At 68.4% G+C, this 20,229-nt stretch carries 18 protein-coding genes; 14 read left to right on the top strand and 4 right to left on the bottom strand.

Annotated elements, in window-relative coordinates; genetic code table 11:
* The first annotated feature begins 98 nt into the window (after positions 1 to 98).
* Positions 99 to 1,637 carry an NCS1 family nucleobase:cation symporter-1 gene (locus RHA1_RS22020; protein WP_011596902.1) on the top strand — a complete coding sequence of 513 codons (1,539 nt, stop codon included), beginning with the start codon at positions 99 to 101 and terminating at the stop codon, positions 1,635 to 1,637.
* Positions 1,638 to 1,647: 10 nt separating this feature from the next.
* Positions 1,648 to 2,376, top strand: a complete 729-nt coding sequence (locus RHA1_RS22015; protein ID WP_011596901.1) for an aspartate/glutamate racemase family protein — start codon at positions 1,648 to 1,650, stop codon at positions 2,374 to 2,376.
* Positions 2,377 to 2,379: 3 nt separating this feature from the next.
* Here the strand turns inward: RHA1_RS22015 and RHA1_RS22010 are convergent, their stop codons facing one another.
* Positions 2,380 to 2,943, bottom strand: a complete 564-nt coding sequence (locus RHA1_RS22010; RefSeq protein ID WP_009477576.1) for a helix-turn-helix domain-containing protein — start codon at positions 2,941 to 2,943, stop codon at positions 2,380 to 2,382.
* Positions 2,944 to 3,084: 141 nt separating this feature from the next.
* On the opposite strand from RHA1_RS22010, the gene RHA1_RS22005 reads away from it, so the two are divergent.
* The 11 genes from RHA1_RS22005 to RHA1_RS21955 all read left to right on the top strand — a co-directional run bounded on the left by RHA1_RS22005 (position 3,085) and on the right by RHA1_RS21955 (position 16,152).
* The gene (locus RHA1_RS22005; RefSeq protein WP_011596900.1) at positions 3,085 to 4,467 is read left to right on the top strand and encodes a uracil-xanthine permease family protein; all 1,383 of its coding nucleotides are present in this window, start codon (positions 3,085 to 3,087) and stop codon (positions 4,465 to 4,467) included.
* A complete protein-coding gene (locus RHA1_RS22000) occupies positions 4,448 to 5,512 on the top strand; it encodes an isopenicillin N synthase family dioxygenase (protein WP_011596899.1) in 1,065 nt (354 codons plus the stop codon). Before RHA1_RS22005 ends, RHA1_RS22000 begins: the two co-directional genes overlap by 20 nt.
* On the top strand, positions 5,509 to 6,276 hold the full coding sequence (locus RHA1_RS21995) for an alpha/beta fold hydrolase (protein ID WP_011596898.1): 768 nt from the start codon (positions 5,509 to 5,511) through the stop codon (positions 6,274 to 6,276). Before RHA1_RS22000 ends, RHA1_RS21995 begins: the two co-directional genes overlap by 4 nt.
* A 120-nt stretch (positions 6,277 to 6,396) precedes the next feature.
* Positions 6,397 to 7,716 (top strand): amidohydrolase family protein, encoded by a 1,320-nt coding sequence (locus tag RHA1_RS21990; protein ID WP_011596897.1) that lies wholly within the window; start codon positions 6,397 to 6,399, stop codon positions 7,714 to 7,716.
* A gap of 44 nt (positions 7,717 to 7,760) precedes the next feature.
* Entirely contained in the window at positions 7,761 to 8,273 is a 513-nt protein-coding gene (gene uraD, locus RHA1_RS21985; protein WP_011596896.1) for a 2-oxo-4-hydroxy-4-carboxy-5-ureidoimidazoline decarboxylase, read from the top strand.
* A complete protein-coding gene (uraH, locus tag RHA1_RS21980; protein ID WP_009477569.1) occupies positions 8,273 to 8,602 on the top strand; it encodes a hydroxyisourate hydrolase in 330 nt (109 codons plus the stop codon). Before uraD ends, uraH begins: the two co-directional genes overlap by 1 nt.
* A gap of 3 nt (positions 8,603 to 8,605) precedes the next feature.
* Positions 8,606 to 9,517: a factor-independent urate hydroxylase gene (pucL, locus tag RHA1_RS21975; protein WP_011596895.1), complete on the top strand. Its 912-nt coding sequence runs from the start codon at positions 8,606 to 8,608 to the stop codon at positions 9,515 to 9,517.
* On the top strand, positions 9,517 to 10,884 hold the full coding sequence (locus RHA1_RS21970) for an 8-oxoguanine deaminase (RefSeq protein ID WP_011596894.1): 1,368 nt from the start codon (positions 9,517 to 9,519) through the stop codon (positions 10,882 to 10,884). The genes pucL and RHA1_RS21970 overlap by 1 nt, the downstream gene beginning before the upstream one ends.
* Positions 10,885 to 10,888: 4 nt before the next feature.
* Entirely contained in the window at positions 10,889 to 11,698 is an 810-nt protein-coding gene (locus RHA1_RS21965; RefSeq protein ID WP_011596893.1) for an FAD binding domain-containing protein, read from the top strand.
* A complete protein-coding gene (locus tag RHA1_RS21960) occupies positions 11,695 to 14,406 on the top strand; it encodes a molybdopterin-dependent oxidoreductase (RefSeq protein ID WP_011596892.1) in 2,712 nt (903 codons plus the stop codon). Before RHA1_RS21965 ends, RHA1_RS21960 begins: the two co-directional genes overlap by 4 nt.
* A 90-nt stretch (positions 14,407 to 14,496) precedes the next feature.
* Entirely contained in the window at positions 14,497 to 16,152 is a 1,656-nt protein-coding gene (locus RHA1_RS21955; RefSeq protein WP_423816242.1) for a transposase, read from the top strand.
* A gap of 103 nt (positions 16,153 to 16,255) precedes the next feature.
* On the opposite strand, the gene RHA1_RS21950 is transcribed toward RHA1_RS21955, so the two are convergent.
* Together RHA1_RS21950 and RHA1_RS21945 are read right to left on the bottom strand one after the other, a co-directional pair.
* Positions 16,256 to 16,720: an NUDIX hydrolase gene (locus tag RHA1_RS21950; protein ID WP_011596890.1), complete on the bottom strand. Its 465-nt coding sequence runs from the start codon at positions 16,718 to 16,720 to the stop codon at positions 16,256 to 16,258.
* Positions 16,721 to 16,729: 9 nt separating this feature from the next.
* A complete protein-coding gene (locus RHA1_RS21945) occupies positions 16,730 to 18,034 on the bottom strand; it encodes an NAD(P)/FAD-dependent oxidoreductase (RefSeq protein WP_009477563.1) in 1,305 nt (434 codons plus the stop codon).
* Between the two features lie 154 nt (positions 18,035 to 18,188).
* Here RHA1_RS21945 and RHA1_RS21940 point away from each other — a divergent pair, with 154 nt between their 5' ends.
* Positions 18,189 to 19,088 carry a LysR family transcriptional regulator gene (locus tag RHA1_RS21940; protein WP_009477562.1) on the top strand — a complete coding sequence of 300 codons (900 nt, stop codon included), beginning with the start codon at positions 18,189 to 18,191 and terminating at the stop codon, positions 19,086 to 19,088.
* Here RHA1_RS21940 and RHA1_RS21935 read toward each other — a convergent pair.
* On the bottom strand, positions 19,085 to 20,029 hold the full coding sequence (locus RHA1_RS21935; protein WP_029539628.1) for an alpha/beta fold hydrolase: 945 nt from the start codon (positions 20,027 to 20,029) through the stop codon (positions 19,085 to 19,087). The two genes, RHA1_RS21940 and RHA1_RS21935, sit on opposite strands and share 4 nt — an antisense overlap.
* Between the last annotated feature and the right edge of the window lie 200 nt (positions 20,030 to 20,229).

Below are 20,229 nucleotides of genomic sequence, written 5' to 3'. Positions count from 1 at the left end.
AAACTACTTTTGCTCCCAGCACTTCGGTGGTGTGCTTTTCACCGAGGCACCCCTTACGTCGACGCAGTCGTGTCCGTACTGCACCAGGGAGCAAAACGATGACTCAGACAGCGCCCTCCAACGAGGGGGAAACCGTCCCCGGTGCACACCTGGCCGGCGCCGGGCTGATCAAGCCCGGCTATCACCCGAGACTCACCAACGACGATCTCGCGCCGCTGAAGACGCAGTCGTGGTCTTCGTACAACATCTTCGCGTTCTGGATGTCCGACGTGCACAGCGTCGGCGGCTACGTCACCGCGGGCAGCCTGTTCGCGCTCGGGCTGACCAGCTGGCAGGTCCTCGTCGCCCTGGTGGTCGGCATCGCGATCGTCAACGTGTTCGCGAACCTGGTGGCCAAGCCCAGCCAGGTCACCGGTGTCCCCTACCCGGTCATGTGCCGCAGCGCCTTCGGTGTTCTGGGCGCCAACGTGCCTGCCATCATCCGTGGACTCATCGCGGTGGCCTGGTACGGAATCCAGACGTACCTGGCGTCGCATGCGTTCGTGATCCTCGGCCTGAAGATCTGGCCGGGTCTGGCGCCCTGGGCGGACGTGCACGAGCACGGATTCCTCGGACTGTCGGCGCTCGGCTGGGCCGGGTTCATGACGATGTGGGTGCTGCAGGCGCTGGTCTTCTGGCGCGGCATGGAGAGCATCCGCAAGTTCATCGACTTCTGCGGTCCCGCGGTCTACGTCGTGATGCTGATGCTCGCGATCTACCTGATCAGTGAGGCCGGATGGTCGAACATCAGCCTGAACCTCGGCGAGGTCAACTACACCGGCTGGTCCGCTGTGCCCGTGGTGCTGGGCGCGATCGCCCTTGTCGTGTCGTACTTCTCGGGCCCGATGCTCAACTTCGGCGACTTCTCCCGATACGGCAAGACGTTCGGCGCGGTCAAGCGCGGCAACTTCCTCGGTCTCCCGGTGAACTTCCTGTTCTTCTCGATCCTCACCGTCGTCACCGCCTCCGCGACCCTGCCCGTGTACGGCCGCCTGATCACCGATCCCGTCGAGACGGTCGCGCAGATGGACAACCTGTTCGCCGTCGTCCTCGGCCTCCTCACCTTCATCGTCGCCACCATCGGTATCAACATCGTCGCCAACTTCGTCTCTCCTGCCTTCGACTTCTCGCACGTCAGCCCGCAGCGCATCAGCTGGCGTACGGGCGGAATGATCGCCGCCGTCGGATCCGTCCTGATCACACCGTGGAACCTGTACAACAACCCCGAGGTGATCCACTACACGCTCGAGACGCTGGGAGCGTTCATCGGACCGCTGTTCGGAATCCTCATCGCGGACTACTACCTGGTGCGCAGGCAGCGGGTGATCCTGGACGACATGTTCACCATGTCCGAGAGCGGAACATACTGGTACAAGAAGGGTTACAACCCGGCTGCGATCATCTCCACCGTCGTCGGAGCTCTGGTCGCGATGATTCCCGTGATCCTCAAAGCCCAGCCGTTCGGACTCGACGTGTGGGGCATGGCGGGTGCGGCCCAGTACTCGTGGTTCCTCGGCATGGGTGTCGGATTCGTCTGCTACCTCGGGTTGTCCGCCGGTGCCCGTCGTGCGAATCGCACGGCCCCGATCGAAGCGTAGGTCGACGAACGTGCACATCAAGATCATCAATCCCAACACCACCCAGTCGATGACCGACAAGATCGGCGACTGCGCGCGCTCCGTCGCGGGGCCTGGGACGCTCGTCGAGGCGGTGAGCCCCCAGATGGGTCCGGCTTCGATCGAGAGTCATTACGACGAAGCACTCAGCGTCCCCGGCCTTCTCGAGGAGATCGCACGTGGTGAGGCGGCCGGGGTGGACGGGTACGTGATCGCCTGCTTCGGCGACCCCGGCCTCGACGCGGCCCGTGAACTGGCCTCCGGGCCCGTCCTCGGGATCGCCGAGGCGGCCATGCACGCCGCGAGTTTCCTCGGCCGCGGGTTCAGCGTCGTCACGACGCTGGGACGAACCCGGGGCCGGGCCTGGGAACTGGCCGAACGGTATGGGATGCAACGCTTCTGCCTCGGTGTGCACGCGTGCGAGATCGCCGTCCTCGACCTCGACCGCGATCCGGATGCGGTGAAGGTGATCACCGAGGCCTGCCGCTTCGCCCTCGACCGGGACGGTTCGGACGCGATCGTGCTGGGGTGCGCGGGCATGGCGGACCTGTGCGCCGTCATCTCGGCGGAGCTGGGGGTGCCGGTGGTCGACGGCGTGGCGGCGGCCACCCTCATGGTGCAGTCCCTCGTGACGCTCGGATTGCGGACCGGCGCGCGCGGAGAATTCGCGGCTCCCCTGCCCAAGAAGTACACCGGACTGCTCGAGGGTTTCGGCCGCTGACGGTCAGAAGGACGGCGGGGTGCTCGTGATGAGGAACCTCGCCGGTTCCGCGGCGTCGTTGAACCACCGGTGCGGCACGGTGGCCGGGTAGTACAGAGTGTCTCCCTTGTCGAGCACGTAACTCTCCTCGACGCCGACTTCCACCCGGACGCTGCCGTCGATGACGTAGATGAACTCCTCGCCGGCGTGTTCGGTGTGCTCGCCGGCCTGCGAACCCGGTTGCGCCGTCACCTCGTTCGGTTCCATCGCGCGCACCCCCGTGGAACAGAACCGGAGCACGGCTCCGTCCGACAGTGCGAAGCGTCTGCCCTCGCGGCTGCGCACCAGACTCGTCGGCGTGCGCGCACCTTGTTCGAGCAGGGCGTGCGCCGTGGTTCCCAGTACCTGGGCCACCCGGTGCAGATTCATGACGCTCGGCACCGAGTGGCCGTTCTCGGCCTGACTCAGGAACGGCTGCGACAGTCCCGTTTTGGCCGCCACGTCGCGCAGCGTCAGCCCCGCGTCATGCCGGGCCGATCTGATCGCGGTGCCGATGGCGACGGCCAGCAGGTGTTGATCCTCGTCCATGAGGCGAACGCTAGCACCGTGTTTCGCGGAATCCGCGACTGATAACACGGACGAAACGAAATTGACCCTGCTTAGTAAAGATTGGCGTGCTCAATAGAACGTGAACTCGAACGCTCCCTTCACTCGGACGGAGATCGACCCATGTCCTTCCACGCAGTCGACCAGCGCCTGCCCTTGGTGCGGCAGGCGGCCTTCGGTCTGCAGCACGTGCTCATCATGTACACCGGCTGCATCACCGTTCCGCTGGTCTTCGGGGCCGCAGTAGGACTCGACAAGTCCACCGTCGCGTTACTGATCAGCGCCGACCTTCTGATCGCCGGGATCATCACGATCATCCAGAGCCTCGGGGTGGGGAAGCTTGCGGGCGCACGGCTGCCGATCGTCTGTGGCGCGACGTTCGCCGGGCTGACTCCGATGATCCTCATCGCCAAGGAATACGGGCTGCAGGCGGTGTACGGCTCGATGCTCGCAGGCGGCGTCGTCGGACTCGCCCTCGCCGTACCCTTCGCGCGGCTGATCCGGTTCTTCCCACCGCTGGTCACCGGCGTCGTCCTCACCGTCGTCGGCATCTCCCTGATCGGCGTCGCCGCCGGTCTCGTCGTCGGAAACGATCCGACGGCAGCCACTTTCGCGGATCCCGGCAACATCATGCTCGCCGGGGTCGTCGTGCTCGTCGCGATCGCATTCCTGTGCCTCGGCCGCGGGATCTGGACCCAGCTCGGCGTGCTCCTCGCCCTCGTGACCGGCACGCTCGTCGCAATTCCGATGGGCCTGATCGACCTGGGCGGCGTCTCCGGCAGCCCCTGGTTCGGCATCACCGCGCCGTTCCACTTCGGGGCACCGGAGTTCCCGATCACGGCAGTGGTGGCGATGAGCATCGTGATGGCCGTGGTGTTCGCGGAGTCGACGGCGAGCATGCTGGCCCTCGGCGAGATCACCGGCAAGCCGCTGACCAAGGGCGACGTGGCTCGCGGACTCGTCGGCGATGCGCTGTCCGGCGTACTCGGCGGCATCTTCAACGCATTCGTCGACACGATCTTCACGCAGAACGTCGGAGCCGTCGCCACCACCCGCATCCACAGCCGGTACGTGACGGCTACCAGCGGTGCCATCCTGATCGTCCTCGGACTCGTCCCGAAGATGGGCACCGTCGTCGCGGCCCTGCCCGCCCCGGTCGTCGGCGGTGTCGGCATCATCCTGTTCTCGACGGTCGCCGTGGTGGGGATGAACACGCTCCGCAAGGTGGATCTCAGCGACCGGATCAACACCACCATCGTCGCGGTGTCGGTGGGCATCGGCCTGCTCCCCGAGTTCGCCGAGGGCATGTTCGAGCATTTCAACTCGTCCGCCCAGATCCTGCTCGGCAGCGGCATCACACTCGCCGCGATCTCCGCGTTCTCCCTGAACCTGCTGTTCAATCACACCCGGATCGGCGCCGCGGCCCGCGCCGCCTCCGCACCCGTCATCGCAGCCGACCCCGTTTCCCCGACCTCCGAGGAGCCGCATGTTGCCGCCCGTGCCTGAGCCGTTCGACGTCCCCGTCATCGACATCTCCCCGTACGTGACCGGCGGGTCCGACTCGGAACGCGCCCGGGTGGCGCGCGAGATCGACTCCGCCTGCGCCACCGTCGGATTCATCCAGATCCTCGGTCACGGCATCCCCGAACCGGTGATCGAGGGACTCGCCGGCGCCGTCGACGACTTCTTCGCGCTGCCCCTGGAGACGAAGAAGACGTATCGCGTGGAGGGCGCGAACCGCGGGTACAGCCCGCCGAAGAGCGAGTCGCTCAGCCTGAGCCTGGGCGTCGAATCGGCCACCCGGATGAACGACTTCTTCGAGGCCTACAACGTCGGGACGGAGGCCCGGTCGTTCCCGGACCTGAACCTTTCCGAGGCCGACTACGGACTGAACGTGTGGCCCGAGGTGCCCTCGTTCACCGACTCCGTCCAGGAGTACTACGCGCACGGCGAGCGCGTCGCCCACACCCTGACGCGGATCTTCGCCGACGCCCTCGGGCTCGATCCGGGTTTCTTCACCGCCCTGACCGACCATTCCATCGACGTCCTCCGCATGAACAACTACGCGCTGCCGGAAGGCAGTGTCACCCTGGACGGCGAGCTGACCGGCATGGGTGAGCACACCGACTTCGGACTGGTCACGGTGCTGTGGGCCGACCGGGTGGCCGGCCTGCAGGTTCTCGGGCGCGACGAGCGCTGGCACGATGTGAGTCCCGCGGAGGGCGCACTGCTCGTCAACCTCGGCGACCTCACCGCCCGGCTCACGAACGACCGGTGGATGTCGACGCTGCACCGGGTGACTCCGCCCGTCGTCGACGGAACGATCAAGCGCCGCCGATCGGCGGCGTTCTTCCACGACGGCAACGTCGACGCGGTGATCGCGACCCTGCCGGGACTGTGCGAACACTCCGACGACGGGTACGCGCCGGTGACGGTCCGTGAGCACATCAAGGCGAAACTGGCGGGTTCCCGTCACGGCAAGAAGAACACCGCCGCGGGGCGGGAGACCGAGCGGGTCCTCGCCGCCGCGGAACGGGCGGCCGCCCGGTGAATCGTGGGCACGTCGTATTGATTCACGGCGCGTGGGCGGGCAGCTGGGTGTGGGACACACTTCTGGAGCCGTTGCGCAACAGCGGGTACGAGCCGCACCCGCTCGATCTTCCCGGCGTGGGGAGCTGGCCGGACGGCGCGCGAACCGATCTGGACGACGTCGCGGATGTGGTGGTCGCACATATCGATTCGCTGGACGGGCCCGTGTTCGTGGTCGGCCACTCCGGAGGCGGCATCGTGGCCACCCAGGTGGCCGAACGCCTTCCGCACCGGATCTCGGGTATGGCGTACGTCGCCGGAATGATGCTGCCCTCGGGAAGCACTTTCGGCGACCTCTGCGGAGACCTGGGTCTACCGGAACCGGTCGGGATCTCGGCCTGGCTGGAGTCCACCCCCGACGGGTCCGGAACCGTCGTGCCGCCGGAAGCGGCGGCCGCCGTGTTCTTTCACGAGTCGTCGGCCGGTGCTGCAATTGCTGCTGCGCGAAAGCTGCTGCCGCAACTCGAGACTGCACGTCTGATGGCCCCGGCGTGGACGCCGGAGCGGTTCGGCTCCGTCCCCCGCCTGTACGTGGAGGCGACGCTCGACCGTTCGGTGCCGCTCGTGACGCAGCGTGCGATGCAGGCCCGGGTGCCGGGCGCGCAGGTGGTGACGCTGGACAGCGATCACGCCCCGCAGCTGTCGGCGCGCGCGGCCCTTCTCACGGCACTCGTCGACTTCTGCGCCTCGGTCGGTCCGAGAACTGTTTCCGCACAGGAAATCTGATGGACACACGAGCCTCCTATATTTCGGAACACGTTGCCCATGGCTGAAACGAGCAACGGGCGAACCCGTGTCCGGCGGGCGCGAACCAGCCGCACTCCCGAGAACCCATGGAGGATGCGGATGCATGCCGATCTGATTTCCGATGTCACCGTCTACTCGAACGGCAGCTGGCTGCCGCACCGCGACGTCCTGATCGCCGACGGTCTGATCACCGAGATCCGCCCGACCGCTCCGGCGCCGTCGGGGGCCACGGCCGTCGACGGGTCGGGTGCCTACCTGATCCCCGGATTCGTCAACACCCACACCCACCTGCAGCAGTCGTTGATGCGCGGCATCGGCGAGGGGCAGCCGCTGCTCAGCTGGCTGCTGACCGTGGGTGAGGCGTCCGCGGTCATCACCCCCGAGCGGGCGTATCTGGCCGCGGTCGCCGCAAGTCTCGACGCCCTGCGCAGCGGCACCACGGCGCTGGTCGAGCACATGTGGCCGCATCCGTCTCCGGACGTGCACGACGCGGTGCTGCGCGCCCTGGAGCACACCGGGGTGCGGGCGCTCCTCGGTCGCGGAGTCGCGGACCGGGCGGACGCAACGCGCAAGTGGGGCGTCGACCCGCGCCTCCTGCAGCCGCTGGCCGGGGTGCTCGAGCACACCGACCAGCTGGTCAAGCAGGCCGACGGCACACGCGTCACGGTCGGTCTGGCCGTCCCGAATCCCCGATCGCTGACGCCGGAGGGGATGGCAGCGGTGCGGCAGTTCGCCGGCGAACTCGACATGACCGTGTCGATCCACCTGCTGGAGACGCCCACCGACGACGTGATGTGCCGTGAGCATGCCGGCGCAGGCGCGGTCGACTATCTCGACACGAACGGGTTCCTGTGGGACCGGTTGCTCGCCGTGCACTGCTGCGAACTCGACGCCCACGGGCGCGAGGTGCTGGCCCGCTGCGGTGTGGCCGTCTCGTACAACCCGATGAGCAACATGCGACTCGGAAGCGGTGTCGCCCCCGTCCCGGAGATGCTCGAGGCGGGGATCGCGGTCGGGCTCGGCGTCGACGGCGCCGCCAGCAACGACACCCAGGACATGCTCGAAACGCTGCGCATGGGCGCCTACGTGCAGCGGGCCCACCGCAAGACGGCCGACCTGTTCGGATTCGACGCCATGATGGACCTCGCGACGGACGGCGCGAACGGGAATCTCGGTTTCGCGTCCCGCCCGGACGGTGTTTCCGTCGGTGGCCCAGCCGACCTGACCGTGATCCGCTTCGAGCGCGACTTCGGTTGCCTGCCGGTCCGCGATCCGGGCGCGACGCTGTTGACCACCGGGAGCCGGCAGATCGTCGACACCGTCCTGGTCGACGGCGAAGTACTGATCCGGGACGGGCACAGCACCAGGGTCGACGAAGCGGGGCTTATCGCCGAATTGACCGCCACCGGTGCGCCATAGTGGTAGCCAGAGGTACCGAAAAGGCGCACGAGCGAGGAGCCCTCATGACCGAACCGCCCGGCCTGATCGCGTTCAACGCACTGAGCGACGCGCGGGCCGCCGATCTGCTCGTGCAGTGCTGCTCGTCGGCGGTGTGGGCGGAGCGGGTCGCCGCGGGCCGCCCGTTTCCGTCCGCCGACGCGCTGTACACCGCCGCCGACAACGTTCTCGGCGACCTGACGGAGTCCGAGATCGACGCGGCCCTGGCCGGCCACCCGAGGATCGGCGACCGGGCCGACAACCCGTCCTCCGCTCGCGAACAATCGGCGGTCGCCTCCGCCGACGACGTGGTCCGCGCGCGCCTGCGGGCCGGGAACGAGGAGTACGAGCAGAAGTTCGGGCACGTCTACCTGGTGTGCGCGTCCGGCCGGTCGGCGCAGGAACTGCTCGACGTGCTGCGCGACCGCCTCGGCAACGACAGCGCGACGGAGCGCAAGATCCTGCGGACCGAACTGGCCGCCATCAACCGGATACGCCTCGAACGCCTTCTCGGCGAGATCGGAGACACCGAACACTGATGTCCAAGATCCTCAGCACCCATGTGCTCGACGCCACCGACGGCACACCCGCGGCCGGGATGTTCGTTCACCTGCTGTCACCTGAACGCGACGTCATCGCGAGCGCGTCGACCGATGCGGACGGCCGCATAGCCGAGATCGCTCCCGAGGGTCTGATCGCGGCCACCTATTCGCTGGTCTTCGAGACCGGCGAGTACTTCGCCGCCCGCGGCCAGGAGACGTTCTACCCGGAGGTCTCCGTCACGTTCGTCCTCGACGACCCGCAGCGCGGTTACCACGTCCCGTTGCTGTTGTCCCCCTATGCCTATTCCACCTACCGCGGGAGCTGAAGAATGACCGACCTCACCGGCGCCATCGTCCTGGGCGACCACCAGTACGGCAAAGCCGAGAACCGCATCGTGCGGATCTACCGCGACACCCCCCGGCACGAGATCCGGGACGTGAGCGTGTCGACCTGCCTGCGCGGCGACTTCTCGGCGGCGCATCTCGCCGGCGACCAGAGTTCGGTGCTGCCCACCGACACCCAGAAGCAGACGGCGTTCTCCTACGCGAAGGAGAAGGGACTCGACTCCATCGAGGAGTACGGGCTCACGCTGGCACGGCACTTCGTGGACGACGTGGCCCCGGTCGAGGGCGCCCGCATCGAGATCGAGGAATACGCCTGGCAGCGCGCGGTGGTCGACGGAGCGGAGCACGACCACACCTGGGTGCGCAAGGGTGAGGAGGTGCGCACCGCGGCGATCACCGTCGACGGCGACGGCACGTGGGTGGTCGGCGGGCTGAAGGATCTGGTGATCCTCAAGTCCACGGGCAGCGAGTTCTTCGGATTCCTGAAGGACGAGTACACGATCCTCGAGGAGACCCACGACCGCGTGATGGCGACTTCGCTTGTCGTGCAATGGCGGTTCGTCACCACCGACGTGGACTGGAACGGTGTCTACGCCGGCATCAAGGAGCGGATCGTCGCGACGTTCGCCACCGTACACTCGCTCGCACTCCAGCAGACGCTGTACGAGATCGGCAAGGCGATCCTCGAACGCTACCCCGTGCTCGCGGAAGTGCGCCTGTCCGCGCCGAACAAGCACCACTTCGCCCACGACCTCGCCCGCTTCGGTGTGGAGAACGACAACGAGGTATTCCACGCCGCCGACCGCCCCTACGGCCTGATCCAGGCGACGGTGCAGCGGTCCGACGCTCCGGACGCCGGACCCGCCTGGTCGGCGTACGCGGGCTGGCTCAGCTGATGAACGCCGGCCCGGGTACCGTCGTCGTCTCCGGCGCGTACGTCGCCACTGTCGACGCGGCGGGCACCGAGTACCCGGACGGGTACGTCGTCGTGCGGGGCAACCGCATCGTCGACGTCGGTGCCGGCCGCGCGCCCGTGATCGACGGTGCGCGGGTGGTCGACGGACGGGGTTGCCTGCTCACTCCCGGGCTGGTGAACACGCACCATCACCTGTACCAGTGGATCACCCGCGGGCTCGCCGCCGACGACACCCTGTTCGGCTGGCTGACCACCCTCTACCCGATCTGGGCGGGCATCGACGCCGACGCCGTCCGGACCGCCGCCACCGGCGGTCTCGCCTGGCTGGCGAAGCACGGGTGCACGACCACTACGGACCACCACTACGTCGTGCCACGCGACGGCGGCGACGTGTTCGGCGCCGAGATCGAGGCCGCGCAGACCGTCGGGCTCCGATTCCACCCCAGCCGAGGGTCGATGGACCTCGGCCACAGTCAGGGCGGGCTGCCACCGGATTCGGTGGTGGAGCGTCTCGAGGACGTTCTGAAGGGCACCCAGGACGTCATCGACCGCTGGCACGACCCGGCTCCCGACTCGATGCTGAGGATCGCGGTGGCCCCCTGCTCGCCGTTCTCCGTCACCGGCGACCTCCTGACCGAGGCCGCGGCCCTGGCCCGTTCGGCAGGCGTGCGGCTGCACACCCATCTCGCGGAAACCCTTGACGAGCAGGACTTCTGCCACGAGCGGTTCGGCTGCACCCCGGTGCAGTACATGGAGCAACTCGGCTGGGTGGGCCCCGACGTCTGGTACGCGCATGCCGTCCACCTGGACGACGTCGCGATCGCGGCGATGGCAGGCACCGGAACCGGGGCGGCCCACTGCCCCACGTCCAATGCCCGCCTCGGCGCCGGGATCGCCCGCGCCAAGGATCTCCACGCAGCGGGGGTTCCGCTGGGGCTCGGAGTCGACGGCGCCGCCAGCAACGAGGCGTGCAACATGCTCGAGGAGGCCCGGCACGCCGTGCTGTTCGCCCGGGCCCGCGGCGGCCCGGGCGAGATGACGGTGCGCACCGCCCTCGAACTCGCCACCCGCGGCGGGGCCCGGGTCCTCGGCAGGGAGGACGAACTCGGCTCCCTCGAGCCCGGCAAACTGGCCGATCTCGCACTGTGGCGGGTCGACACCCTCGCACATTCCGGCATCACCGACCCGGTGGCGGCGCTCGTGCTCGGAGTCACACCGCCGCTGGAGTTGCTTCTGGTGAACGGGCGGGCCGTCGTCGAGCGTGGGAGAGTGATCACCGTGAACGAGGAGAACGTCGCCGCGGAGGTCGAGCAGGCCCACCGGGCCCTGGTGCGTAAGGCGGGGTGAGTCGATGGATCTGTCGTTCGTGACGGAACTCTCGGTGCCGCGCAGCCGTGACGACCTGCCGGCCCCGGAACCCGGAACGGCGTTCCTGGCGGGCGGAACCTGGCTGTATTCGGAACCCCAGCCGACGGTGACCCGATTGGTGGACCTGACCACCCTCGACTGGCCTGCGATCACCGTCCACGACGACGGACTCGAGCTCGCCGCGACGTGCACCATCGAGAACCTCTGCAACGCACCGCTTCCCGCCGAGTGGACGGCGACGAGCCTGTTCCGTCCGTGCGCCGAGTCCCTGGTCGCATCGTGGAAGATCTGGCACACCGCGACCGTCGGCGGCAACCTCGCGCTGGCGCTCCCGGCCGGGGCCATGATCACGCTGTGCTGCGCGCTCGACGCCGAACTCCTGATCTGGACGGCCGACGGGGACGATCGCCGGGTTCCGGTCGACCGATTCGTCACCGATGCCGGTCGCACGGTGCTCGGAGCCGGTGACCTGATCCGCAGCATCCACCTCCCCGCCAGCGCGTTGCGGGGCCGCACGTCGCTGCGCAAGATCGCGTACTCGCCGCTCGGACGGTCCGGCGCGCTGCTGGCCGGACGGGTCGACGCGGACGGTTTCGCGCTGACCGTCACCGCGTCGACCGTCCGCCCGTTCGTCCTCCGCTTCCCCGCCGTTCCCGGCCCCGACGTGGTGAGCGAGTCCCTGTCGGAACGGATCTCCCCCGACGACTACCTGACCGACGCGCATGGCGCCGCGGACTGGCGGCGTCACGTCACGCGAGTACTCGCCGAGGAGATCAGGAGGGAGCTGGAATGAAGTTGACGGTCGACGGACAGTCGGTGGATGCCGACCCCCGGCCCGGTCAGTGCCTGCGCACCTTCCTGCGGGAACAGCAGCGGTTCGCGGTCAAGAAGGGCTGCGACGCCGGCGATTGCGGCGCCTGTTCCGTACTGCTCGACGGCGTCCCGGTGCACTCGTGTGTGGTGCCGGCGCACCGCGCCGAGAACCGCGAGGTGACCACTGCGGCCGGTCTCGGCAGTCCCGACCGACTCCACCCCGTGCAGCAGCAGTTCGTCGACGCGGCGGGCTTCCAGTGCGGGTTCTGTACACCCGGGATTGTCGTGACCGCGTCCGCGCTCGACTCCGGTCAACGCGCCGACCTGCCGCGCTCACTGAAGGGAAATCTGTGCCGCTGCACCGGCTATCGCGCCATTCGCGACGCTGTCGGCGGCGTGTGCACCACCGAATCGGACCGTGCCGGTGAGTCGTTCGGCCGGTCCATTCCCGCGCCCGCCGCCGCCCGGGTGGTGTGCGGCGCCGAGCCCTACACACTCGACCTGGCCGTCGAGGGTCTGACGCACATCCAGATACTCGGCAGCCCGCATGCGCACGCCCGCATCACCCGACTCGACACGTCCGCCGCGGAGAGGCTGCCCGGCGTCCACGCGGTGCTCACCCACCGCGACAGTCCCGACGTCGCCTTCTCCACGGCCCGCCACGAGTTCCGCACCGACGACCCCGACGACACCTACGTGTTCGACACGATCCTCCGGTTCCGGGGGCAACGGGTCGCGGCCGTCGTGGCCGACTCCGTCGACATCGCCCGGCGTGCAGTGGAACTGATCGACGTGGAGTACGAAGTACTGGAAGCGGTCTTCGATCCCGACCTGGCACGCCGTCCCGGTGCCCCCCTGCTGCACGGTGACAAGGGCGCCGATTCCCGGATCGCGGACCCGGCCCGGAACCTGGTGGCGGAAGTCCACGGCGAAGTCGGCGACCTCGCTGCCGGGCTCGCGGCGGCGCGGGACACGGGTGCCGTGGTGGAGGGCACGTGGCAGACGCAACGCGTGCAGCACGCGCATCTCGAAACCCACTCGGCCATCGGCTGGCTCGACTCCGACGGGCGTCTCACCCTCCGCAGCAGCACCCAGGTGCCCTTCCTCGTCCGCGACGAACTCGCCCACCTGTTCTCGCGCGACCGCTCACAGGTCCGGGTGTTCACCGCCCGCATCGGGGGCGGCTTCGGCGCCAAACAGGAAATGCTGGTCGAGGATCTCGTCGCCCTCGCCGTTCTGCGTACCGGCAGACCGGTCCAGTACGAGTTCACCCGCTCCGACCAGTTCACGATCGCCCCGTGCCGGCATCCCATGCGGGTCTCGGTGAAGGTCGGCGCCGACGGCGACGGAAAGCTGACGGCGCTCGCCGTCGACGTGCTCTCGGACGCCGGTGCGTACGGCAATCATTCGGTGGGCGTGATGTTCCACGGCTGCAGCGAATCCGTTGCCCTGTACCGGTCGCCGAACAAGCGGGTGGACGCCCAGGCCGTCTACACCAACAACCTGCCGTCCGGGGCGTTCCGCGGCTACGGTCTGGGCCAGGTCATCTTCGCGGTGGAATCCGCGCTCGATCAGCTGGCGACGCAGCTGGGCATCGATCCGTTCGAACTGCGCCGCCGCAACGTGGTCGTTCCGGGTGACGATTTCGTCGACGCCGAGGTGGAGCACGGCGACCTCACATACGGCAGTTACGGACTCGATCAATGCCTCGACCTGGCGGAGGCCGCGCTGCGCCGCGGCAACGACGTGCGCCCGCCGGACGGCCCGCAGTGGCGGGTCGGTGAGGGCATGGCGGCGTCGATGATCGCGACCATTCCGCCGCGGGGGCACTTCGCGGACGTGTCCTGCACCCTCGTCGAAGGTGGCCGGTACGAACTGCGGGTGGGCACCGCGGAGTTCGGCAACGGCACCACCACCGTCCACGCCCAGCTCGCCGCGTCCGCGTTGGGCACCACCGCCGACCGGATCAGCGTGCTGCAGTCCGACACCGACGTCGCCGCGCACGACACCGGCGCGTTCGGTTCGGCAGGCACGGTGGTCGCCGGGAAGGCGGTCCATCTTGCGGGAACCCGGTTACGGGAGCAGCTGTTCGAGGTTGCTCGCCGCGTCGCGGGTGCGACCGAGGACGCCGACTGCGCGCTGACACCCGAGGCCGTCGAGGTGGCTGGGCGGGTCGTCGAACTCGACAAGCTGGTGCCCGAGGGACCGATCCGCGCCGAGGGCAGGCACGATGGCACCCCCCGCTCGGTGGTGTTCAACGTGCACGCGTTCCGGGTGGCCGTCGACACCGTCACCGGGGAGGTCCGCATCCTGCAGTCCATCCAGGCGGCGGATGCGGGTACGGTCCTCAACCCGCAGCAGTGCCGCGGGCAGGTCGAGGGCGGCGTCGCGCAGGCGATCGGCAGCGCACTGTACGAGGAGATCCTGCTCGACGGCGCCGGGACGGTGCTCAACCCGCAGCTCCGGAATTATCACCTCCCGCAGCTCGTGGACGTGCCGGACACCGAGGTCTACTTCGCGGACACCTACGACGAACTGGGCCCGCACGGCGCCAAGTCGATGAGCGAGTCCCCGTACAACCCGGTGGCCCCTGCCCTGGCCAATGCGATCGCGGACGCCACCGGCGCCCGGCTCCGTCGGATCCCGATGACCCCCGCCGCCGTCTGGCGTGCGCTCCCGCGCCCGTGAGTACTTATTAACGTCCGGGGGGCTGTTTCGAAATCCCGGGACGGAGCGCCCGCGTGGCACCATGCCCTGACCTTGGGTTTCCTGAATAATGTGTTGGTGGCCAAGGGATATCGACCGGTGAATCGTGACCAGCAGTTTTTGTTGCCACCGGACATGCGGGAGTGGGTGCCGCCCACGCATCCGGTGTGGACGGTGATCGAGATCGTCGACACCCATCTCGACACCAGTGCCTTTCATGACTCTCGCCGCACCGGAGGCGCCGGGCGGGCCGGGTACGACCCGGACATGCTGGTGACCCTGCTGGTGTGGTCGTGGTCGCGGGGGGTGCGGTCGTCGCGGCAGATCGAGCGGGCCTGCTCGGAGGTGGTGTCCTACCGGGTGATCTGCGCCGGCGATGCCCCCGATCACGTGACGATCTCACGGTTCCGCAAGGACAACCACACCGCCTGCGAGGCCCTGTTCACGCAGGTCCTGATCCTGGCCGCACGGTTGGGTCTGGGCCGGCTCGAGACGATCGCGTTGGACGGGGTGAAGATCGCCTCGAACGCATCGAAGGACGCCAACCGCACCGAGGACGGGCTGCGCCGGGCAGCCGAGGCGGAGGCCGCGCGGATCGCCGCGGCCGCGGCGGCCGCGCACGCCGCCACCGATGACGCCGAGGACGACCTCTACGGCGAGGACGATCCGGGCCCGGGGCAGGTGCCGGCGGAGTTGGCCGATCCCACGACCCGCTCGGCACGCATCGCCGAGGCGTTGGCCCAGCTCGACGCGCAGAAGCAGGCCGAACAGTCCGAGCGGGACGGGAAGGCACAGGACTACCTGGCCCGGCTCGACGCGGGTGAGACGGTGATGGGCCGGGTGCCGGTCGGGGCCGAGGTCGCCGCCGCCGAGCGGCGTCTGGCCGAGGCGGTCGCCGCCCAGCAGGCGGTGATCGAGCGGTTCCGGGGGCGCACCGCGTCAGGGGGCGGGGGCGGGTTCGTTCCGAAACCGGTCGACGAGCACCACCTGGTGCGGCGTCGGCGCACCGAACTCGACACCGCCCTGCGCAAGCAGGGTGAGCGCACCGCTGCCGCCGGGCAGCGGCGCCGCAACATCACCGACCCCGATTCGCGGTTGCAGCCGCTGCGCGGCGGCGGGTGGCTGCAGGGCTACAACTGCCAGGCCTTCACCAGTGCGGACGGGTTGATCCTGGCCACCGGAGTCGGGACCGGCCCGGTCGACTACGACTACTTCCCCGACATGGTCGACAAGGCAGGCAAGGCCGCGCAGCTGATCGACACCTCCCGCCGCGACACGAACCCGGTCGGCGCGGACCCTGCCCGCCCGGCCCCGGCCCCGGCCCCGGAGGAGTTGATCGGGGTGATGCTCTTCGACGCCGGCTACTGCTCCCGCGCCAATCTCACCTCGCCGGGCCCGGACCGGTTGATCGCCACCGGCAAATCCCATCACCTCGAGGCTGCCGCCGCCGCTGATCCGGTCACCGGACCGCCACCGCCGCAAGCGGATCCGATCCAGGCCATGACCCGCCGGCTGCGCACCGAGGCCGGCATCGCCACCTACCGCAAACGCTCACCCATCGCCGAAACCGTGTTCGGGCACGCCAAACACAACCTCGGATTCCGCCGCTTCACCAGCCGCGGCCTCGACCGCGCCCGCAGCGAATGGGCGTTCCACGCCGCAGTGCACAACCTGGGCAAGATCCTCACCCACCTGACCGCAGGCACCCCGCTCCCGGCCACCTCATGACCAGGCGGGGACACCCCCGCCCGCACCGGCACCCGCCAAGTCACGAGAGAACCAAACCACCCTCACTCAATTCCGCAACAGCCCCCCGGCGGTTAACAAGTACTCACGGGCGGCGAAGGCGCAAGGCCTGGATTATCGGACGCTGCCCCTTGACCAGTTTCGTCTCGGCCACATCCGCCGGGAACCAGCGGGCGTCGTCGACCTCGGGGAACTGTTGACGCTTCCCCGACCGCGGCGGCCACTCCAGTTCGAACGTGTTGCTCTCGACGAACGTGACGTCCTCGCTCACCTCCGCCGCGTAGACGGTGATCAGCTTGCGTGAGGGTTGCCGGAATTCGCCGAGCAGCTCGTACTCGACGGCCGGCGGCGGCGCGCCGATCTCTTCCTCGAACTCGCGCAGTGCGGCCGCGTAGGGATCCTCGCCCTCGACGTATTCGCCCTTGGGGATCGACCACGCGGCCTCGTCCTTGCGCGCCCAGAACGGGCCACCCATGTGCACGATCCACAACTGGAGCACCCCCGCATCGTCGGTGCGATACAGGAGTACTCCAGCGCTGGTGACGGTCATGGACCCAGGCTAGGCCGCGGCGTCCTCCCGCTGCTCGCGCAGCTCGGCAGGTTCGATTTCCTGGGCGTAGTGGAAGTGCGGGCGCCGGTGTCCGAGGAACGAACCGCACCACGACATCACCGCGACGTACCGGTTGCGGAATCCGACCAGGTAGACGAGGTGCACGGCGAGCCACAGGAACCAGGCGAGCACACCGGTCAGCTCGATCTTGCCCACGCGGGTGATCGCACGGAACCGGTTGATGATCGCCATGCTGCCCTTGTCGCGGTACGTGAACGGCGTACCGAGGGCGCGTTTCCCGGTGATGATGGCCGCGACGTGCCGCCCACCCTGCATCGCGAACGGCGACTGCGCGGGCAGGTTGTTCAGCGACGCCATGTCGCCGATCGCGTAGATGTCGTCGTAGCGACCCACCGTGAGGTCCTCGTCGACCAGCAGACGGCCGCCGCGGCCGGTCTCGCAGCCGGTCCGTTCCGCGAGCACCGCAGCGAAGTCGTTGGCCTGGATGCCTGCCGACCAGATGATCGTGTCCGCCGTGAGGCGCTTCTCGAAGCCGGTGCTCGGCGACGACAGGGTGGCGCCGTGTTCGTCGATGTCGGTCACCATCGTGCCCAGCACCACCTCGACACCGGCCCGTTCGAGCGAGTCCTGGGTGTACTTGCTGAGCTTGCCGCCGAACACGGGCAGCGTCTCCCCCGCACCCTCGACGAGGGTGACGGTGACGTCTTCGGACGTGATGTCGCGGAGCGACTTCTCGAAGTAGCGGCCCGCCAGTTCCTTGATCTGACCTGCCAGTTCGACACCGGTCGGACCGGCACCGATCACGATGAAGTGCAGCAGGTCGCGGCGACGCTCCGGGTCGGAGGTGGTGTGCGCCTCCTCGAAGCAGCGGACGATCTGCCTGCGCAGCCGGTCGGCGTCGGCGACCGTCTTGAGCGCGTACGTGACCTCGGCGAACTCGTCGTGGCCGAAGTAGGCCTGCCGGGCGCCGGTCGCGGCGATCAGGCTGTCGTAGCCGATCGTGTGGCTGACCCCGCCGGCCTCGTAGACGACCTCTTTCTTGTCCGGGTCGACGTCGACGACGCGTCCGAGCCGGACGTCGCCGCTGGGGTACTTGGCGAGGATCGCGCGGATGGACGGGGCGATCTCGCCGGGCGAGATGACACCGGTGGCGACCTGGTACAGAAGGGGCTGGAACAGATGCTCGGTGGTCTCGGAAATCAGCACGAACGGCGTGCCTGCCTTGCCGAGCTTCTTCGCCGCCGCGAGGGCGCCGAATCCCGATCCCACGATGACGACTTGTGTGCGATCCACCGAAAACCTCCTACTGCTTCTGGCGTCTACTTAGCGCCGCGTATGAGCTCCACATTAGGGATCGCCCGTGGTTAATCGCCAGTAAGCTGGGGAAATCGAAATTGTGTTATCTCGATTGCTCATAAGTCTTCACCGAAGGACGTAACCTCAGGTCATGGAGTTCCGACAGCTTCGCTACTTCCTCGCGGTCGGCGAGGAGGGCAGTTTCTCGCGCGCGGCGCAACGCTGCTTCATTTCCCAGTCGGCGATCAGCCACCAGATCGCCAAGCTCGAACACGAGTTGGGCACCACCCTCCTGGAGCGGTCGACACGCGCGACGCGGCTGACCGCGGCCGGCGAACGGCTCATGCCCATCGCGGCGGAGATGATGGGCCTCGAGGCCCGCGCGCTGTCGGTGGGACTCGATCCCCGCAACCGGCTCCGCATCAGCGCGAGCATGAGCTTCGCGACACAGAGCCTCGAGGCGATATCGGCTGTCCGCGAAGACTTCCCACAACTCGACATCGAATTCGTCATCAAGGACTTCACCGACCGGATGACCGCCGTCGCGTCGGGCGACGCCGACCTCGCGCTCATCCGCGGCGGCGTCGACCGGCCGGGCCTCGAAACCGTGGAATTCGGGCTCGAGGACCTGGTGATCGTCACGTCGAGCAAACACCCGCTGGCAGGGGTCTCGACCGTCGATCTGAGCGAACTGGCGCCGTACCCCCTGCTGCTGCCGCCACGCAGCAGTCAGATCCTGATCCACACCGTGGTCGAGGACGCGTTCCGGCAGGTCGGACAGCGGGTCATGCTCGGACCGTCGATTCCCAGCGACCACACCGCCACCCTCGACGTCCTCACGACCCCGCGGTCGTGGACGGTGCTGTACGCCGACACGGCCGACGCGACTCCCCGTCGCGGACTGAGCTTTCTGCGCGAGGCGCACGACCGACTGCGCATCCCGGTGTGCGGGGTCGTCCGGAGCGGAACGGCGACGAGACCCGAACTCACCCACCTGTTCCGCGCGCTCGCACAGTCGATTGCCGGGTCCCGCGGATCGGCCGAAACCTAGGCGTCGATCAGTCCGTGCCGGTCCACCCACGTGAGCACGTGGTCGAGCATCGTGTCGGGAACCTCGAGCTGCGGGGTGTGCCCCACGTTGCCGAGAATCACGCTGTCCCACCGCGGGTTTGCCGTCGCCACCTTGCGGGCCGCCGCGACCGGGACCAGTCGGTCGCGGTCGCCGTGGAGCAGGAGAACGGGTTGTGCGATCGACCGCATGGTGTCGAGGTATCGGCGCGGGCGAGCCAGGACCCGCATGAGCGACCGGCTGGCCTGAAGGAACGCCGCATCCTCGGACGGCAGCCCGCGCCGGTATCCCGCGAGAGCCGCTGCGGCGTCGAGGGAATCTTCCGACGCCCGGCTCGGCTCGGCGAAGCACAGGTCGATCATCCGCTCGACCAACTGCCGGTCCGTCAACTTCCTGCTCGAGTACTGCAGGAACCGCTCCCCCACGAACGGCGTGAAGTACATCGCGAACTGCGCGGCGATCCGCGGGTCCGGGATTCGTTGCGCGACAGGAAGTGCGGGGTCGACGAGAACCAGCGCCGAAACCGCCTCGGGGTGCGCCGCCGTCTCGAACAGCGAGATCATGCCGCCCATCGAGTTGCCCATCAGGATCACGGGACCGCCGACGACGTCGCGGAGGAAACGATGCAGCACCTTCGCATTGGCGCCGACCCCCGTCCGGCGGCGCCCGGACGGACTGAGCCCGAATCCGGGGAGATCCACGGTCAGCACCCGGGTGCGCTCCGCGAGGGCCGGTGCGATCCGGACCCAGTTGAGATGCGAGCCGCCGAGTCCGTGAACCATCACCACGGGAGGAGATCCGGTGTCGGCACCGTATTCGACCCAGTGGACGGGACCGTCGAGGTCGACGACGCTGCCGGAGCCGCCCCACTGCTGCGCGAACTCCTGCCGGGAAGGTTCGCCGACTCTGTTCGGATCCACCATGTGTCCGTCCGTTCCGACTGTTTGGCGTGTCGAGGCCACCGGCCAGTCTACGGTGCATGCCGCGCCGGGGGTGCGAAGCATGGATTGCATGTAATTTTTGCTTGGTCCGTCGGGCCGCCGACTTAACTTATGTGCCGCTCATGCATTTAACTCGCACGTCACATCCGAGACGTTCCTCGTCACGTTTACGCGCAATAGTG

Origin of the sequence: Rhodococcus jostii RHA1 (assembly GCF_000014565.1) — a bacterium.
GTDB lineage: Bacteria > Actinomycetota > Actinomycetes > Mycobacteriales > Mycobacteriaceae > Rhodococcus_F > Rhodococcus_F jostii_A.
The sequence above is the reverse complement of the archived record's forward strand: the minus strand, read 5'-3'. Positions and strand labels throughout refer to the sequence as shown.

Excerpts from the sequence above, each read along its gene's own strand:
- RHA1_RS22005 (WP_011596900.1), top strand. The coding sequence starts at position 3,085 with ATGTCCTTCCACGCAGTCGACCAGCGCCTGCCCTTGGTGCGGCAGGCG.
- uraH (WP_009477569.1), top strand. The coding sequence starts at position 8,273 with ATGTCCAAGATCCTCAGCACCCATGTGCTCGACGCCACCGACGGCACA.
- uraD (WP_011596896.1), top strand. The coding sequence starts at position 7,761 with ATGACCGAACCGCCCGGCCTGATCGCGTTCAACGCACTGAGCGACGCG.
- RHA1_RS22000 (WP_011596899.1), top strand. The coding sequence starts at position 4,448 with ATGTTGCCGCCCGTGCCTGAGCCGTTCGACGTCCCCGTCATCGACATC.
- RHA1_RS21940 (WP_009477562.1), top strand. The coding sequence starts at position 18,189 with ATGGAGTTCCGACAGCTTCGCTACTTCCTCGCGGTCGGCGAGGAGGGC.
- RHA1_RS22010 (WP_009477576.1), bottom strand. The coding sequence starts at position 2,943 with ATGGACGAGGATCAACACCTGCTGGCCGTCGCCATCGGCACCGCGATC.
- RHA1_RS21960 (WP_011596892.1), top strand. The coding sequence starts at position 11,695 with ATGAAGTTGACGGTCGACGGACAGTCGGTGGATGCCGACCCCCGGCCC.
- RHA1_RS21990 (WP_011596897.1), top strand. The coding sequence starts at position 6,397 with ATGCATGCCGATCTGATTTCCGATGTCACCGTCTACTCGAACGGCAGC.
- pucL (WP_011596895.1), top strand. The coding sequence starts at position 8,606 with ATGACCGACCTCACCGGCGCCATCGTCCTGGGCGACCACCAGTACGGC.
- RHA1_RS22020 (WP_011596902.1), top strand. The coding sequence starts at position 99 with ATGACTCAGACAGCGCCCTCCAACGAGGGGGAAACCGTCCCCGGTGCA.
- RHA1_RS21935 (WP_029539628.1), bottom strand. The coding sequence starts at position 20,029 with ATGGTGGATCCGAACAGAGTCGGCGAACCTTCCCGGCAGGAGTTCGCG.
- RHA1_RS21950 (WP_011596890.1), bottom strand. The coding sequence starts at position 16,720 with ATGACCGTCACCAGCGCTGGAGTACTCCTGTATCGCACCGACGATGCG.
- RHA1_RS21970 (WP_011596894.1), top strand. The coding sequence starts at position 9,517 with ATGAACGCCGGCCCGGGTACCGTCGTCGTCTCCGGCGCGTACGTCGCC.
- RHA1_RS21965 (WP_011596893.1), top strand. The coding sequence starts at position 10,889 with ATGGATCTGTCGTTCGTGACGGAACTCTCGGTGCCGCGCAGCCGTGAC.